Annotated in this window: 3 protein-coding genes (1 of these 3 cut by a window edge); all 3 read right to left on the reverse strand. The window is 67.8% G+C overall.

Annotated features, from left to right (window positions below):
* A protein-coding gene (locus tag ACTDXD_RS04430; protein WP_440125970.1) for a non-ribosomal peptide synthase/polyketide synthase crosses the window boundary here: on the reverse strand, window positions 1-16,460 show its 5' portion. The gene continues 13,873 nt to the left of window position 1, outside the view; the window shows 16,460 of its 30,333 coding nt (coding positions 1-16,460); it begins with the start codon at window positions 16,458-16,460; its stop codon lies beyond the left edge, outside the window.
* A gap of 53 nt (window positions 16,461-16,513) precedes the next feature.
* On the reverse strand, window positions 16,514-17,725 hold the full coding sequence (locus ACTDXD_RS04435) for an alkane 1-monooxygenase (protein ID WP_440127533.1): 1,212 nt from the start codon (window positions 17,723-17,725) through the stop codon (window positions 16,514-16,516).
* Window positions 17,726-17,972: 247 nt separating this feature from the next.
* Entirely contained in the window at window positions 17,973-18,176 is a 204-nt protein-coding gene (locus ACTDXD_RS04440) for a cold-shock protein (RefSeq protein WP_054807297.1), read from the reverse strand.
* Window positions 18,177-18,267 lie beyond the last annotated feature (91 nt).

The following is an 18,267-nucleotide window of genomic DNA, read 5'->3' on the forward strand; positions in this document are numbered from 1 at the left end:
CGGTCGTTGTCGTGCACGACGACGACGGCACGTGCCACCTCACCGACAGCGACGATCGCGGATTCGATTTCCCCGAGCTCGATGCGCAGACCGCGGATCTTGACCTGGAAGTCGTTGCGGCCGAGGTAGTCCAGGGTGCCGTCGGACATCAGCCGCACACGGTCGCCGGTGCGGTACAGACGCTCGCCACCCGGAGCGGCAACGAATCGTTCGGCCGTGAGATCGGGCCGGGCGTGATAGCCACGTGCCAATTGGATTCCGCCGAGGTACAGCTCACCGGGGATACCCACCGGCGCCGGGTGCAGCCGCGTGTCGAGGACGTGGGCGGTGGTGTTCCGGATGGGACGGCCGATCGGCACCGTGTCGCGGTAGTGGCCGTCGCTGCGCAGCACCGTCGAGGTCACGGTGGCTTCGGTGGGGCCGTAGGTGTTGTCGAGGGCAGCATCGGAGCGCGCCGCGACATCGGCGGCGAGGTCGGCGGGTAGCGCTTCGCCACCGACCGACAGGTACCGCACCGAGTCGGGGAGTTCGAGTTCCGGGTCGGCGAGGAACACCGCAAGCATCGACGGTACGAATTCGAGGATGTTCACGCCCTCGTCACGCGACAGTTGCGCGAGGTAGACGGGGTCGCGGTGGCCGCCCGGGATGGCGAGGACGAGTCGCGCGCCCACCTGCAAGGGGTAGAACAGTTCCCATACCGACGCGTCGAACGTGATCGGTGTCTTGTGCATCGCAGCGTCGCCGGGGCCGAGGTCGTAGCGTTCGCGCATCCATGCGATCTGGTTGGCCACCGCACGGTGTTCGACAGCGACACCTTTGGGCCGTCCGGTGGATCCGGACGTGAAGATGATGTAGGCGATGTTGCCGCCTCGCAGCGGTGCGAGCCTGTCTGCGTCGGTGAGCGGCGCGTCGGACACCTCGGGCGGTGCGCCGTCGACCTCGACGATCCGGTGCTCGCCCGGAAGCGTGGACCGTTCGGCCGAGGTGGTGAGCACGACCACGGGCTGCGCGGTGGCGAGCACGTACTCGGTGCGGTCTGCGGGATGCTCGGGGTCGAGCGGCACGTAGGCGCCGCCGGCCTGCAGCGTCGCGTAGATCGCGACCATCATCTCGACCGAGCGTGCGGCATAGATCCCGACGAGCGTATCGGGCCCGACGCCGGCTTCCACGAGGTGCCTGGCGAGCCGGTTCACGCGGGAAGCGAAGTGCCCGTACGTGACCGTGTCACCCTCGAGCACGAGTGCGGCCGCGTCCGGTGTGCGCGCTGCCTGCGTGGTGAATCGGGTGAGCAGTGTGTCGGTTTCCTCGCAGTTGCCGGGGTCACGTCCGGTCGCGGTGTTGTTGACCGCCTGCGCGAGTGCGCGCTCGTCGGGTCCGCGCAGGTCGATGTCGCCGACCGTGGCACGAGGGTCGCGGATCGCGGCGTCGAGCAGCGCAACGAGGTGTTCGGACAACCGGCCGACTGTGTGGCCGGTGAACAGGTCGGTCGCGTAGGTGATGGACCCGTCGATGCCGGTGCGCTGCCCGTCGGCATCCACGCGTTCCCCGAGGTGGATTTCGAGATCGAGTTTCGCGCCGACCGCGCCGGTGTCCACCGGTGCGACGGTCAACCCGGGCAGCGTCACCTCGGAGCGGGTGAAGTTGTGCACGACGAGCAACGTCTGGAACAGCGCGGAATAGGCGGTGGACCGTGCCGGGTCGAGGAGTTCGACGAGACGTTCGAGGGGGACGTCGGGGTGTGAGAACGCGGCGAGGTCGACGTCGCGGGCCTGTGTGAGGATGTCGTCGAACGTCGCCGCGGGATCGACCTGCAGGCGCAACACGAGTGTGTTGCCGAACATGCCGACAAGGTCGTCGAGCGCGGGTTCGCCCCGACCCGCGATCTGGGTGCCGACCGGAATGTCTGTGCTGTCGGACCACCGGGCGAGCAGCACGGAGATGGCGGCGTGCGCGAGCATGAACAGCGTGACTCGGCGCTCGCGGGTGAACTGCTCGATGCGGTCGGCGAGTTCGGTGTCGAGTGAGAACTCGACGGTGGCTCCACGCGACGACTGCACGGCCGGACGCGGATGATCGGTGGGCATCTCGACGAGGTCGGGCAGATCGGCGAGGGCGGCGGTCCAGTAGGCGAGCTGCCGCGCGAGGAGGGACGACGGATCGGTCTCGCTCCCGAGCAGGTCTTTCTGCCACAGTGCGTAATCGGCGTACTGCACGGGCAGCGGCGCCCAGCCGGGGGCTGCACCGCCCGAGCGTGCAAGGTATGCGGTGACGAGGTCGCGCGACATCGGGGCCTGCGATCCACCGTCGCTGGCAATGTGATGGGCGACGACGGCGAGCACGTGCTCGTCGGCGGAGACTCTGAACAGCCGCGCGCGAACAGGCGTTTCGGCACTGAGATCGAATCCGCGGGAGACGAATTCGACGAGGTACGAACCGATGTCCTCCGCGGAGACATCGACCGTCGCGAACTCGGTGACCTGCCGATCTGCCGGCACGATCTTCTGCGTCGGTCCGGTGTCGGTGTCGGGGTACACGGTACGGAGGGATTCGTGGCGTTCGAGAACGTCGGACAACGCCGCCCGCAGCGCCGGTTCGTCGAGAGTGCCGGTCAGCCGCAGCACGATCGGGATGTTGAACGCCGCCGATCCGGGATCGAACCGGTTGAAGAACCACATCCGCTGCTGCGCGAGCGACAGCGGGATGGTTTCGGGTCGGTCGTATTTCACCAGCGCGGGCCTCGATCCCTCCCCCGCGGTGTGTGCGACGACGGCAGCGAGCGCGCTCACCGTCGGGTTTTCGAACACGGCACGCACAGCCACCGTGGTGTCGAGGGCCGCCCCGAGTCGTGCGACGAGCTGGGTGGCGGTGAGCGAGTTGCCGCCGAGTTCGAAGAAGTCGTCGTCGAGCCCGACGCGCGCGGCGCCGAGCAGGTCGGCGTAGACGGCGGCGACGGTCTGCTCGACGGGGCTCTCGGGCGCACGGAATGCGCGGGCTTCGAAACCGGGAACGGGAAGGGCTTTCCGGTCGAGCTTGCCGTGCGCGGTGATCGGCAGAGCGTCGAGGACGAGGATCTGCGCGGGCACCATGTAGGCGGGCAGTTCGTCTGCGAGTCGGTCGCGGATCTGCTGCGGATCGACGGTGACGCCGGTGGCGGGCACCACGTATCCGATGATCCGGTCGCCGGTGTGCGGGTCGGAATGCACGACGACGACTGCCTGTGCGACGCCGTCATCGCGGGTGAGGGCGGCTTCGATTTCGCCGAGTTCGATGCGCAGGCCACGGACCTGGACCTGCGCGTCGCTGCGGCCGATGAAATCGAGTTCGCCTGCGGGGGTGCGCCGCACGAGGTCGCCCGTGCGGTACATGAGGTCGCCGGTGAACGGATTCGCGACGAATCGGGACGCGGTCTGGGAAGGGCGCCGGTGGTAGCCGCGCGCGAGGCCTGCCCCGGACAGGTACAGCTCACCGATGACGCCGTCGGCGACGGGCTTCAGCCGGTGGTCGAGCACCACGGCGCCGGAACCTTCGATGGGTGTGCCGATGGTGATCTCGTCGCCCGGTGTCAGAGGCGCGGTGGCGGTGATGATGATCGTGGTTTCGGTGGGGCCGTAGCTGTTGATGAACCGGCAGGCCGGGCCGAACCGTTCGACGAGTTCGGGAGGGCACACGTCGCCGCCGACGACGACGGCTTCGAGTTCGGGCAGTTCGCCGGTGGTGAGGGTGCCGAGGGCGGCGGGCGCGGTGAGGATATGTGTGACGCGCTCGCGCCCGAGCAGGTCGGTGAGCTCGCCGCCTCCGACGATGTCCGGAGGCGCGACCACCATGGTGGCACCGGCGGAGAACGCGGCGATCTGTTCGAATACCGATGCGTCGAAGCTCGACGACGAGAACCGCAGCAGCCGCGATGCCGTGTCGAGGCCGAGTTCCGGTCGGTGCCCGGCTGTGAAGGCAGCCAGACCACGGTGGGTGACCACGACGCCCTTGGGGGTGCCGGTGGAGCCCGAGGTGTAGATCATGTATGCCGCGGACAGTGCCGTGATTGCCGGTGCGAGTGGAGTATCGGGCTGGTCTTCGGCGTCGACCGACAGCCATGGGATGCCGGACGGTCCGGTGCCGACCCCGATGTTCGCGTCCGAGTCGGACAGCAGGTATTCGATGCGTGCCGTGGGCAGCGCCGGATCGATCGGTACGAACATCGCTCCGGTCTTCACGACCGCCCACAACGCCACGATCGCGTCGATCGAGCGTGGGAACGACAGTGCCACTGCGGTTTCCGGTCCGGCGCCGTGGGCGGTCAGTTTGTGCGCCAGGCGGGTGGAGGCGCGGTCGAGTTCGGTGTAGGTGAGACGCCGGATGCCATCGGTGGCGGCGATTCCGTCGGGATCGGCTGCCACGCCGGCAGCGAAGATCTGCGGCAACGTCTGCGGGGGCAATGCGGCGGGCACCGCGTGAGCGAGTGCGCGGGAGGTCTCTGCGTCGTCGAGTACCGGCAGGTCGCCCACTGCGAGGGTCGGCTCGGACGCGATCGCACCGAGCAGTCGTGTCCACCGCTCGGCGAGAGTCACGGCGGTGTGTTCGTCGAACAGGTCTGTGGCGTAGGTGAGCGATGCGGCAAGCGACTCGTCATCGCCGTCACGGACGGTGAATTCGAGATCGACCTTGGCGACGTCGATGCCGGGGTCGAGGGGCTCCACGGCGAGGCCGGGCAGCTCGAGGGTTCCGGTGCCCTGGTTCTGCACCGACAGCGACACCTGGAACAGCGGTGCATGCGCCTGCGAACGGACGGGGTCGACGGCGTCGACGACCTCCTCGAACGGCACGTCGGCATGGCCGAATGCGGCGAGGTCGGTGTCGCGGACCTGTTCGAGGAACTCGGCGAATCCGGTACCCGGGTCGATGCGGGTGCGCAGCACGAGGGTGCCCACGAACATGCCGACAAGATCGTCGAGTGCGGCGTCTCCGCGCCCGGCGATGGGCGTGCCGATGCTGATGTCGTCGGTGGATCCGAGCCTGCAGAGCAGCACGGCGAGCGCCGCGTGCAGCACCATGAAGCGGGTTGCGCCGTGGCTTCGGGCCAGGTTGTCGAGCGCGCGCACGGTGTCGGGGCCGATGCGGAATTCGGTGCGGGCACCGCGCTGTGAGGCGACGGCAGGGCGCGGGCGGTCGGCGGGCAGATCGAGCACCGCAGGCTTGTCGGCGAGCGTGTCGGTCCAGTACGCGAGCTGACGCGCCGCGATCGATGTGGGGTCCGAGTGGTTGCCGAGCAAGGCGCGTTGCCACAGCGCGTAATCGGCGTACTGCACGGCGAGGGGGGCCCACGCGGGTTCCGTTCCGGACAGTCGCGCCTGGTAGGCGACGAGTATGTCGCGGGCGAGCGGCATCGTCGAGGCGCCGTCGGCGGCGATGTGGTGCACCACGACGACGAGGATGTGCTCGTCGTCGGCGAGCCGGAGCAGCGCTGCGCGAGCAGGGGTCTCGTCGGTGACGTCGAACCCGTGACCTGCCACGGCGACGATCTCGTCGCGCACCGTGTCTACGGTGGCTGCGCGCGGGGTGAGATCGAGCGGTGCGGCGTCGAGCACCACCTGATGCGGGTCGGTTGCGGTCGCAGGAAACACCGTGCGGAGGGTCTCGTGCCGTTGCACGACATCGTCGACCGCCGCCTGGAGCGCATCGATGTCGAGGTGGCCGGTCAGGCGCACCGCGACGGGAATGTTGTAGACCGGTGATGCGGGATCGAACCGGTTGATCAGCCACATCCGCTGTTGCGCAGGCGAGAGCGGGATGTGCTCGGGCCGAGTACCTGCGGTCAGTGGCGGGCGCTGATCCGCGGCGCCTTCACGGACGGCGAGCGCGAGCGCCGCGACCGTGGGGTTCTCGAAGAGCGCACGCACACCCAACGACGAGTCGAGCCGCGCGATCACCCGCGTCGCAGACAGCGAGTTGCCGCCGAGTGCGAAGAAGTCGTCGTGCGCACCGACCCGGTCGACGCCGAGGATCTCGGCGTACACCTCGGCGACGCGCACTTCGTCCGCGCTGCGAGGTTCGACGAACTCGGATGCGGCGAAGACAGGTTCGGGGAGCGCGCGGGTGTCGATCTTGCCTGCACCCGTGCGGGGGAAAGTGTCTACGACGGTGATCGACGACGGCACCATGTACGCGGGCAGCACCTGCGCGGCGTACACCGACAGCTCGGCCGGATCCGGCGCGCCGGTCTCCTTCGATGCCGTCACATAGGACACGAGGGTGCCGGTCGCTTCGTGCGACACGGTGACCGCCGCGTCGATTCCGTGGTGGCCGGCGAGCACCGCGTCGATTTCCGGCAGTTCGATGCGGTGACCACGCACCTTCACCTGGAAGTCGGTGCGCCCCAGGTAGTCGAGGTGGTCATCGACCCATCGGACGAGGTCGCCGGTGCGGTACATGAGTCCGCCGTGCAGCGGGTTCGCGACGAATCGGGATGCGGTGAGCGCAGCCTGATCGTGGTAGCCGCGGGCGAGGCCGGCGCCGTACACGTAGAGCTCCCCCGGGACTCCTGCCGGGACAGGACGCAGCCGCGTGTCGAGCACCACTGCGCCGGTACCGAGCACGGGCCGGCCGATTCGCACGGGCTCGCCCGTCGTCATCGGTCCGAAACGGGTGGCCATGATGGTCGCCTCGGTCGGGCCGTAGGCGTTGAACATCTCGCGTCCCGGTGCCCACCGCTCGACGAGCGATGGCTCGCATGCTTCGCCGCCGACAACGACGACTCGAACATGTTCGAGGCGTGCAGGGTTCAGCGTCGCGAGGGCAGCGGGGGTGAGGAAGAGGTGAGTCACACCCGTGAGGTGCTCTTCGAGTTCGGTGCCGCCGTAGACGTCGGCGGGGATCAACTGGAGTGTTGCTCCCCCACCGATGGCCATGAAGATCTCGAGTAGCGACGCATCGAAACTCGGCGATGCGAACGCCGCGACCCGGTCACCGGGTTGCACCCGATAGTGGCGTTGCTGCTCGGCGACGAATGCGGCGAGTCCGCGGTGAGTGACGACGACGCCCTTGGGTACGCCCGTCGACCCTGAGGTGTAGATCAGATAGGCCGCCTCGTCCGGGCGCGGCAGGCGACCGGTGATCGGCCGATCGTCACCGCCGGTGTGCGGCGCCACCCAGGTGAGGCCACCGGGCAGTGCAGTGTGCGCGACACCGAGACGCGCACCGGAGTCGGTGATCATGTGCTCGATACGCGCGGCGGGATAGCCGGGGTCGACGGGCAGGAACGTGGCGCCGGTCTTCGCGACGGCCCACAATGCGATCACCGAGTCCACCGACCGCGGCAGCGCGACCGCGACGACCGACCCGGGCACTGCCCCGGCCTCGATGAGGTTGCGGGCGAGGATGTTCGAGCGCAGATCCAGTTCGCGGTAGGTCACGGTCGCGGAACCGGAGACGAGGGCGAGAGCCTCGGGGTCGGCTGCGGCGTCGGCGAACAGAACGGGCAGGGGTCGGTAGGGGGCGGATTCCGGGGCCTGCATCAGAGTGAGGTGTTCGTCATCCGACAGCAGCTCGACGTCGCCCACTGCCGACTGCGGGTCGGCTGCGACACCGGAGAGCACGCGTACATACCGCTCGAGCATCATGGCGGCGGTGCGGTCGTCGAACAGGTCGTGTGCGAACGTCAATGCGACGGTGGCGTGGTCGTCGTGCTCGGTGACCGCGAATTCCAGATCGAACTTGGCGATACCGAAATCGACGGGAAGAACGTCGATTTCGAGACCGCGCAGCGACACGGAGGCCGGGCGCGGCACCTCGAGTGCCAGGACGGTCTGGAACACCGGATGGTGTGAGGTGGCGCGTGACGTACCGAGGGCGTCGACGAGCCGCTCGAACGGCAGATCCGCATGTGCATAGGCAGCGAGGTCGACATCGCGTACCCGCGCGAGCACATCGGTGAACGATTCACCGGAGGCCACCGACACGCGCAGCGGAAGCGTGTTGACGAACATGCCGATGACATCGTCGAGGTTCGACTGTCCGCGCCCCGCGACCGGTGTGCCGATGGTGATGTCCCCGGTGCCGCTCAGCCGGGCCAGCAGCACCGCGAGTGCGGCGTGCAGCACCATGAACAGTGACGCACCGCGCACGCGCGCGAGTTCGTCGAGCTGAGAGTACAGCTGCGAGTCGAGTTCGGCCGACACGGTGCCGCCGCGGAACGACGGGACCGCGGGACGGCGGCGGTCGGTCGGCACATCGGATACCTCGGGCGCACCGGCGAGGGTGTCGCGCCAGAAGCCGAGTTGACGGGCGCCGAGCGAGCCGGGGTCATCGACGTCGCCGAGCAGGTCGTGCTGCCAGATCGCGAAGTCTGCGTACTGGACGGGCAAGGGCTCCCAGGTGGGGGCGTTACCGAGGACGCGGGTGCCGTAGGCCGCGACGAGATCGCGGGCAAGTGACTGCATGGACCACCCGTCGATGGCGATGTGGTGCACCACCAGCACGAGCACGTGGCTGTCGACGAGTGCGCCGTCGGCACTGCTCTCCCGCAGCACCGTCAACGCGACGGGCGGCGCGGCGGTGACGTCGAAGCCGCGTCCCACCACCGCGCGCAGTCTCTCGTCGAGCGGCCCGTCGAGTGGCTGGGCCGCCGGCACCCGTCCGGGCTCGGAAACGGGCAGGATCTGCTGGTATGGGCCGTCGCCGGAGTCGGGGTAGCGGGTGCGCAGCGTCTCGTGGCGCCCGGCGATGTCGATCACGGCGGCGCGCAGCGCCTCCTCGTCGAGTACACCGGTGAGCCGCAATGCGACCGCGACGTTGTAGGCGCCTGAGGTGGGGTCGAAACGGTTGACGAACCACATGCGCGTTTGCGCGGGCGACAGCGGGATCCGCTCAGGGCGTGGTCGCGCGGCCGGTTGCGTCCGCTGATCGTCGCGGCGGCCGTCGATGATCCGGGCCAGTCCTGCGACCGTGGGGTTGTCGAACAGGTCGCGTACCTGCAGGCGGGTGCCGAAGTGGTCGTCGAGCCGGGCGAGGAGCCGGGTCGCGGTGAGCGAGTTGCCACCGAGGTCGAAGAAGCTCGTCGTCGCTCCGACACGGTCGTGGCCGACGAGTTCGGCGATCACCCCGGCGACGATGTGTTCGGTACCCGACGCCGGTGCTACATGCTCGGCCGATCCGAATTCGGGTTCCGGCAGGGCCTTTCGGTCGAGTTTTCCGTTCGCGGTGACGGGCATCGCGTCGAGGGACACGGCGAGGGTCGGGATCATGTGTCGTGGGAGCCGCGACTCGGCGTGTGCGAGAGCCGCATCACGGTCGCCCACCACGTACGCGACGAGATGTTCACCGTCGGCATCGTCGCGATGCAGCACGACGACGGCCTGGGTCACGGTGTCGGGCTCGAGCAGTACGGCTTCGATCTCGCCGAGTTCGATGCGCTGGCCTCGGAGCTTGACCTGGAAGTCGCTGCGGCCGAGGTACTCGAGCGCGCCGTCGGCGCGCCACCGGACCAGGTCGCCCGTACGGTACAGGCGTCCGTTGCCTGCGGGGTCGGCGACGAACCGTTCCGCCGTCAGCCCTGCGGCACCGTAATAGCCGGTCGCGAGCTGTACGCCACCGAGATAGAGTTCGCCTTCGATTCCGATGGGCACGGGACGCAGTCGCCGGTCGAGCACCCGCACCGACGTATTCCATACGGGCGTACCGATGGGGACCGGGGTTTCGCCGGGCACCGTCTCGTGGGCGGTGACGTCGACGGCCGCTTCGGTCGGTCCGTACAGGTTGTGCACGGGAACGGCGAGCGCCTCGGCCACCCGCGACACGCTCGCCGCGGTCAGCGCCTCACCACTGGTGAAGATCTGCCGCAGGGCGACGCACCGCGACAGATCACCTTCCGCGAGGAAGACATCGAGCATCGATGGAACGAAATGCACTGTGGTGACATGATTTTCGGCGATCACTCGCGACAGGTAACGGGGGTCGCGGTGCCCGTCCGGGGTTGCGAGCACCACGGCGGCACCGGTGAGCAGTGGCCAGAACAACTCCCAGACCGACACGTCGAAGGTCGCAGGGGTTTTCTGCAGGACGACGTCGTCGCCGGTCAGCGGGTAGCGGCCCTGCATCCATTGCAGCCGGTTGACGATGCTGCGGTGCGAGATCGCAACGCCCTTGGGCCGCCCGGTGGAACCGGAGGTGAACAACACATATGCGAGGTCGTCGGAGTGCAGGGGGCGACGGCGATCGGCGTCGGTGACCACGCTGTCGGAGAACGACAGTGCGTCGGGCAGCACGTCGAGCACACGAGCGGGGCGTGCCGTGTCGAGGACGTGCGCGGTGCGCTGCTCGGGCTGGTCGGGATCGATGGGCACGTAGGCCGCGCCTGCGGTGACGACGGCGTGTATCGCGATGAGCTGCTCGAGCGACCGCGGCATCGCGACCGCCACGAGGTCGCCGGGGCCGATCCCGTCGGCGATCAACGACCGCGCGACCCGATTCACGCGTCCTGTGAACGATGCGTAGCTCAACGCGCCGCCGCCGTCGACGACGACCGCGGTGCCGTCGGGGGTGCGTTCCGACTGCTCGCGGAGCAGGTCGGGAAGTGTCTTGGCCGGAAGCGCGACGTTCTCGCCGCGCTCGAAGTTCGCGATCACGCCGAGTTCGCCCGGCACGAACACTTCGACGTCGCGGATGTGCGTGTCGGGATGGGCGACGAAGGTTTCGAGTACGCCGAGCAACCGCTGCACGAGCCGCTCGACGGTGGCGCGATCGAACAGGTCGGTGCGGAAACGCACGCTCAACCGCAGGGTGGGTTCGAGGATCGCCATCACGGTGATCGGGTAGTGCGTGGCGTCGCGGGCATCGATGTCCGTCACGTGCATCCCGGCGAGATCGGTGGTCTCGTCGAAACCTGCCCGGTCGACGGGGTACGACTCGAAGACGGTCAGCGTGTCGAAGAGAGTTCCGGCGCCGACGCGCTCCTGGATCTCGCCGAGTCCGATGTGGTGATGCTCGAGCATCGCGACCTGGTCGTCCTGCACGCGCCGGAGCAGGCCGACGACGGTGTCGGACTCGTCGAGCCGGACCCGCACCGGCAGGGTGTTGATGAACAGGCCGAGCATGGACTCGACACCGGGCAGTTCGGCCGGACGCCCCGATACGGTGGCGCCGAACACGACGTCGTCGCGGCCCAGCACGCGCCCGAGAACGAGCGCCCACGCCGTCTGCACCAGGGTGTTGACGGTGACATCGGTGTCGCGGCGGGCGACAAGTCCCGTGCGGAGCCACGCGGGCAGTTCGACGTCGATCTGCTCGGGATTGACGTCGAGCACTTCCCCGGCATGCGGGGCGACCAGCGTGGGGTCGGCGAGCCCCGACAGCGCATCACCCCACGCCTGCAGCGACCGGCCGTGGTCCTGGGCGTTCCACCACCGCAGGTAGTCGCGGTAGGGCACCGGCTCGGCGAGCGCATCGGGTGAGACATAGCAGGAGAGCACTTCTCGCACGAGCAGCGGCATCGACCAACCGTCGAGGACGAGGTGGTGGTTGGTCAGCACCAGCACGGCGTCCGCGCCGGTACGCACGAGCACGGCCCGCAACAGTGGCGGACGCGCACTGTCGAACGGCGATGTGCGTTCCGAATCGAGGACTGCGGCAAGAGCGTCCGCGTCCACTTCGACCTCACGCCACGGAACGTCGACCCGGTCGAGCACGAGCTGGGCGGGCACTCCGGTCTCGTCGTGGACGAACGCGGTGCGCAGGTTGGCGTGCCGGGCGACCACGGTCTCGATCGAAGTGCGCAGTCGTGCCGCGTCGATGCTGCCGGTGAGGTTCAGGGTGAGCTGAGCGACGTAGACGTCGAGCGACCCGGCGGCGAGCTGCGAGTGGAACAGCAGTCCCGACTGCAGCGGCGGCAGCGGCCAGATATCCTGCACACCTGGGTATTCGGCTTCCCACCGTTCGATCTGATGCTGCCGCACCGACACCAGCGGCACGTCGGACGGGGTCAGACCGCCCGCCCCGTGACCCTCCACATGCGCGGCAAGGGCTTCGAGAGCGGTGTGCCAGCGGGTCGCGAGGTCGGTGACGAACTCCGCCTGCACCACCCGCGGCACGTACGCGAAGGTCGCGGTCAGGTGAGGCCCGTCGGGGCCGTCGATCACCATGGCGTTGATATCGACGGCCGCGGACACCGCGAGCTGCGAGGTGCGTGTCGGGTCGAGATCGACGTCTGCCGGGACCCAGCCGATATCGCGGATCTCCTCCGGAATGTGCCCGGAGGTCAGGCGTCCGAGATAGTTGAACCCGATCTGCGGAACGCGCGATGCGGCGAGGACGGGGCGCGATTCGTCGTCGAGATGACGAAGAATGCCGTATCCCGCACCGTGATTCGGGACGGCAGCGAGCTCCTCCTTGATTGCCTTGAGCACCGCTCCCGCGGCGGGACCGCCCACGAATGCATCGTCGAGGTCGATCGACTCGGGCACGGCGGGACGCACCGGATAGACACTGGTGAACCAGCCGACGGTGCGCGCGAGGTCGGCACCCTCGTAATCGCGGCCGTGGCCTTCGAGCAGGATCGGCACTGCGCGGCCGTACCTCGACAGCGCCAGCGCAAGCGCGGCGATGAGCCCGTCGGCAGTGCCCGAACGGAACACCTCGGGCAATCGTGTGAGCACTGCGGCGGTGGTCGCGGGGTCGAGGTCCACCCGTATGCGTTCGGTGGTCGCGAGTGTGTCGATCCGCGGGTCGAGTTCACCGATTCCCGGAAGAGGCGTCACTGCATCGAGGGTGCGCTGCCAGAATCCGAGTTCGTCGGCGTGCACGCCGTCGCGGGCATCGGAGTGCAACGCGTGCGCCCACCGGCGGTAGGAGGTTCCGCCCTGGGCCGGCACAGGTTCGGTGTTCGCGACGATCTGCATCCACGCCTGCGCGAGATCCGGCAGCAGCACGCGCCACGAGACACCGTCGATGACGAGGTGGTGCGCCACGAGCAGCAGCCGGCCGTGCCCTTGCGCGGCGTCGAACCACACGCACTGCAGCATCACCCCGCTGGAGGGGTCGAGACGCTGTGCAGCCGAGTCGCATCGGGCGTCGACGAGGTCGCCGATCGACTCGGCATCCGGAACGGTGATCCGTTCGATCGCCACCGCACCCGCGGGAATTCCCTCCGGGACCAGCCACGTACCGGCGGTGAACATCGAGCGCAAGATGTCGTGGCGACCGAGGAGTGCGGTGACCGCGGCGGTGAGCTGGTCGTGGGTCAGATCGACCGGGGTGGTTACCAGCACTGCCTGAGCGAACGTCGAATAGTCTCCGCGGCCGAGCATTTCGTGGACGATCGGGGTGAGCGGTACCGGCCCCACGCCCCCACCGTCGAGTTCACGCAGGACCGAGTCGTCCGACACCACCGACGCAACCCTGGCCAGTGCCGCAATCGTCTTGTGTTCGAAGATCTGCCGCGCCGTGATGTACAGGCCCACATCCTTCGCGCGGGCCGCGAACTGCATCGCGACGATACTGTCGGCGCCGAGCGCGAACAGCGAATCGTCGGCACCGACGCGTTCGACATCGAGCAGACCCTGCGCCACTTCGGTCAGCAGGCGCTCGGTGCCGGTGAGGGGAGCGCGGAACTCGGCCGACGCGAACCTCGGCGCAGGCAATGCGGCACGGTCGAGCTTGCCTGCCAGAGTGACGGGCACTTCGTCGAGTTCGACGACGGACGCGGGCACCATGTGCGACGGCAAAGTGCGTTCCACGCCGCGGATGAGCGACTCGGCGTCGAACAGAGCCCCGGGCTCCATCAGCACGTACGAGACGGGGACTACGGAATGCCCCGCATCGTGGACGACGGTGACCGCGTACTCCACTCCGTCGAGCGCACGCAACGCCGCGTCGATCTCGCCGAGTTCGATACGGAAACCGCGGATCTTGACCTGGAAGTCGGATCGTCCCACGAAGTCGAGTTCGTGATCGGCGGTCCAGCGCACCTCGTCGCCCGTACGGTACAGACGCGTGCCGGGGTCGAACGGGTTCGCCACGAACCGATCTGCGGTCTGCCCCGGACGATTCAGGTAACCCCGCGCGAGGCCGGCGCCGCCGATGTAGAGCTCGCCGACGAAGCCGACCGGGACCGGCCGGAGCCTGCGGTCGAGGACGACGGCCGTGACACCGTCGATCGGGCGGCCGATCGTGATCGGTGCGCCCACTGTCAATGGTTCACCGGCGGTGACGATGATGGTGGTCTCGGTGGGCCCGTAGCTGTTGACGAAACGGCACGTGTCGCCGAAACGGGCGACGAGATCGGGGGTGCACACGTCGCCACCCACCACAACGGCCTCGAGATCGTCGAGTCCAGCGGGGTCGACGGTGGTGAGCACCGTCGGTGCCGACACGATGTGCGTGACGCGGTGACAGCGCAGCACCTCGGCGAGGTCGTCTCCGCCGAGCACGTCGGCGGGGGCCACGACCATTACGGCGCCCGCGCTGAACGCCTGCAGCATCTCGAAGATCGACGCGTCGAAACTCGCCGACGAGAACCGCAGCATCCGCGACTGCGACGTCAGGCCCAGCTCCGGCCGCGCCTCGGCCGCGAACGTCGCGAGCCCGGTGTGACCGACGACGACGCCCTTCGGTGTTCCCGTCGAACCGGACGTGTAGATCATGTAGGCCGCGTGGTCGGGGTGCAGCGACGGCGGAACGAACGAGGCCGCGGACTCCTCGGCCGTGATCGGATCGTCGACTGCGATCCAACGCGGTCCTTCCGGGAGCCCGTCGATCCGTGCACGCACGGTAAGACCCAGTCGCACACCGGAATCACGCACCATGTAGGCGACGCGCTCGGCGGGCAGCGCCGGATCGATCGGCACGAACGCCGCCCCGGTCCTCGCCACCGCCCACATCGCGATGATGGCCTCCGCGCTGCGGTCCATGCTCAGCGCGACGAAGACCTCGGGCCCGGCGCCCGCGGCACTCAGCACCCCGGCCAGCAGGTCGGCGCGCCGATCGAGCTCGCGATACGTCAGGGTCCTGGCACCGTCGATGATCGCGGGACCATCGGGATTGCACGCGACACCGTCGGCGAGCAGATCGCGCAGGTGCCGCACCGGGCGGGTGGACGGCCCGTGCGCGGGAACGAGTGCGGCGCGCTCGTCGTCGTGCAACACATCGAGGGCTCCCACCGGACCGGCCGTCGAGACGAAACCGTCGAGGAACTCCACGAAACGTGCGTGATGCGAACGCAGTTCCGCTCGCGAATACAGATTCGGGTTGGCCTCGAGGTCGATGTGCGCGGGATCGTCGGCGTCGCTCGGATAGATGTTGAGCGAAAGATCCTCGACAGGGCCGGTGCTGAGCACGTGCAGCTTGCCGATCGCATCGCCGAGGCGGACATGCCCCTGGAACATCATGATGTTTACAGCAGGCCCGAAGAATCCGCGGTCGGCACTGCCGTACCCGGTGTCGCGGCGCATGTCCTCGTGCCGGTACCGCTGATGACGCAATGCCCCGGTCAGTTCGAGCTGCACGCGACGCATGAGATCGGCGGCGGTGTCGTCGGGTCCCACCGTCATCCGGATCGGGACGACATTGGAGACCATGCCGCCGGACCGGCGCAGTTTCGCGGTGGTGCGTGCGGAGACGGGCAGGCTCAGCACCACTTCACGTTCGCCCGTCACCCGCGACAGGAACGCTCCGAATGCCGCGACGACCACCGTTGCGAACGTGGTGCGTTCGTGTTCGACGAGCAACCGGTCGACGGCCTCGGCCACACGGTCGGGTAGCGGAGCACTCCACCGCACCGGGTGCGAACCCACGGGGGCCGCGCGACCGGCGAGGCTGATGGGGTGCGGGAGGTTGCGGATACGCTCGGCCCAGTGGTTGCGGTCGGAGTCGAACCGGGTCGACGAGCGATAGCGGGCTTCGTCCTCCACGATGTCGGGTAGCGCGCTCACGCCGAACGGCTCGGGGTCGCGGCCTTCGACCACCGCGGTGTAGCGCTCGGCTGTGCGATTACTGAAGGTCATCGCGCCGAAGCCGTCGAGAGCGATGTGATGAATACGGGTGTAGATGAAATGTCGCTGCTCGGCGACACGGAGGACAGCGCACACGATGAGCCGGTCGCGGAGCATGTCGAGCGGTGCGATCCACTCGGCGCGGATCCATTCGATCGCGGCCGCCTCGGGGTCGTCCTCGCCGCGGAGATCGAGGATCGTGGCCCGGTCGTGGAGGGTGTCGTCGATGGCTTGGAGCGGCTCGCCGTCGATCTCGTAGAGCCGCAGCATGCCCGTACCGATCTCGCGAGCGGCTTCTGCGCCTGCGTCGGCGAAGATCTCGGGGTCGAATTCGCCGTGGACGTCGAGGTACTGGGCGATCGTCAGCGGCACATCGCCGAGTAGGTGCTGCGCGAACCAGATGCCCCGTTGGGCGGTCGAGAGAGGAAAACCGTCGAGCGAGGCGTTGCCCCCGTGATGTCCATCAGGTCCCGAATCCGCTGACACTAGCCTCCCACCCGCGCTCTCCCCCGAGTCGCGATCCGATCGTTATCGCAAACTCATCTTCCTGTTACAGGATTACCGGGCTGTCCGTACCGCGCAAGCAGTGCATCCACTTTGTCCGGATCCATGTTGATACGACTCAGATCGTAGTCGTAGTGCTCGAGAAGTTTCGGATCGATGACGCGACGCCACAGCGGCGGGAACAACGACAAGATGATCAGGACGGCGTATCCCGCGGGAAGCTGCGGCGCATCCTCCATGGACCGCAATGTCTGGTAGCGACGCATCGGGTTGGCGTGGTGGTCACTGTGTCGCTGAAGGTTGTACAGGAACAGGTTGGAACACATGTGGTTGCTGTTCCAGCTGTGTTCAGGTGCCACCCGCACATACTTGCCGTCGTCCCGCTTGCGACGCAGCAGCCCGTAATGCTCCAGATAGTTGGCGCCCTCGAGGAACATGATCGCCATCACGGCCTGCACGACGAGCCACGGCGCGATCTGCCAGCCGAACACGGCAATGAGGGCGGCGTAGAGCACCGCGCTCAGCAGCCACGCGTTCAGGACGTTGTTGTGTTTCGGATTCCACGTCGACACACCGCGCCGGGCCAGTCGCGCGCGCTCGTATTTCCACGCCGACGTCAAGCTTCCCATCACGGACCGCGGAAGAAACTTCCAGTAGCTCTCACCGAAGCGTGCGGTCGCGGGATCTTCCGGGGTCGCGACACGGATGTGATGACCGAAATTGTGCTCGACGTAGAAATGGCCGTAGAACGACTGGGCGAGGGCAATTTTCGCGAGTCGTCGTTCGATTTTCGTTCGCTTGTGGCCCATCTCGTGCGCCGCGTTGATTCCGACGCCACCGACGATGCCGAGTGTCGCGGCCAAGGCGAACTGTTCGGCCCAGCCCATCGGTTGTGACACCCACAACCAGCAGCCGAAGACCAGTCCCGCGTACTGCAGTGGCAGATACACATAGGTGCAACGCCGGTAGTACCTGTCGTTCTCGAGGTCCTTCATGACCTCGTCCGGCGGATTACTGGTGTCAAGTCTCGTGTAACGGTCCACCAGCGGGCAGATGACGGCGATCATGATGGCGCCGGTCGCCCAGAAAACTCCGAGATGCAGATAGTGGACCAAGAGCCACGCGAGAAAAGGACTCAGCGGGATGGCCAGGCCGTACAGCCACAGATATCGCTTGGGGTCACGCCATTGCCGCTGGTTGCTGCGCCGCTGCTGGCTGTGCGCAGCAGAGCTTCCTCCCCTTGTCACTGACACGATCAACCCGCTCCAAGCCACCCGGGAGAATCCCCCGAGCACGATCCCTGCTTGCCCACAGAAATAAGCTGATCTCTGTGACCCCCCCGACGCGGGTAGATGTTACCGAAACTCACCCCATCTGCAGCAATCCCCTGCAGGTTTGTGCCCCAACGCACAGGGGCCACCACCGACCACGACCTACACGACGACGGCGCCGCATCTCACGATGCAACGCCGCCGACAGAAACTGTGGGTCGAGTCAGATGACGCGGACGCCCTGAGCCTGCGGCCCCTTCTGCCCCTGTCCGATCTCGAACTCGACGCGTGCACCCTCGTCGAGGCTCTTGAAGCCCGAACCCGAGATCTCGGAGTAGTGCACGAAGACGTCAGCTCCGCCACCGTCCTGCTCGATGAAGCCGAACCCCTTCTCTGCGTTGAACCACTTGACTGTTCCCTGCGCCATTCCGAGTACTCCTAAATCGTCCCGCTTCATCTCCCCGACGAAGCAGATCTTGCATGGAGCCCCAATCATTGCACTGATACGGACAAACGTC

Origin of the sequence: Rhodococcus sp. SJ-3, assembly GCF_051918125.1 — a bacterium.
GTDB lineage: Bacteria > Actinomycetota > Actinomycetes > Mycobacteriales > Mycobacteriaceae > Rhodococcus.

Excerpts from the sequence above, each read along its gene's own strand:
- ACTDXD_RS04440 (WP_054807297.1), bottom strand. The coding sequence starts at position 18,176 with ATGGCGCAGGGAACAGTCAAGTGGTTCAACGCAGAGAAGGGGTTCGGC.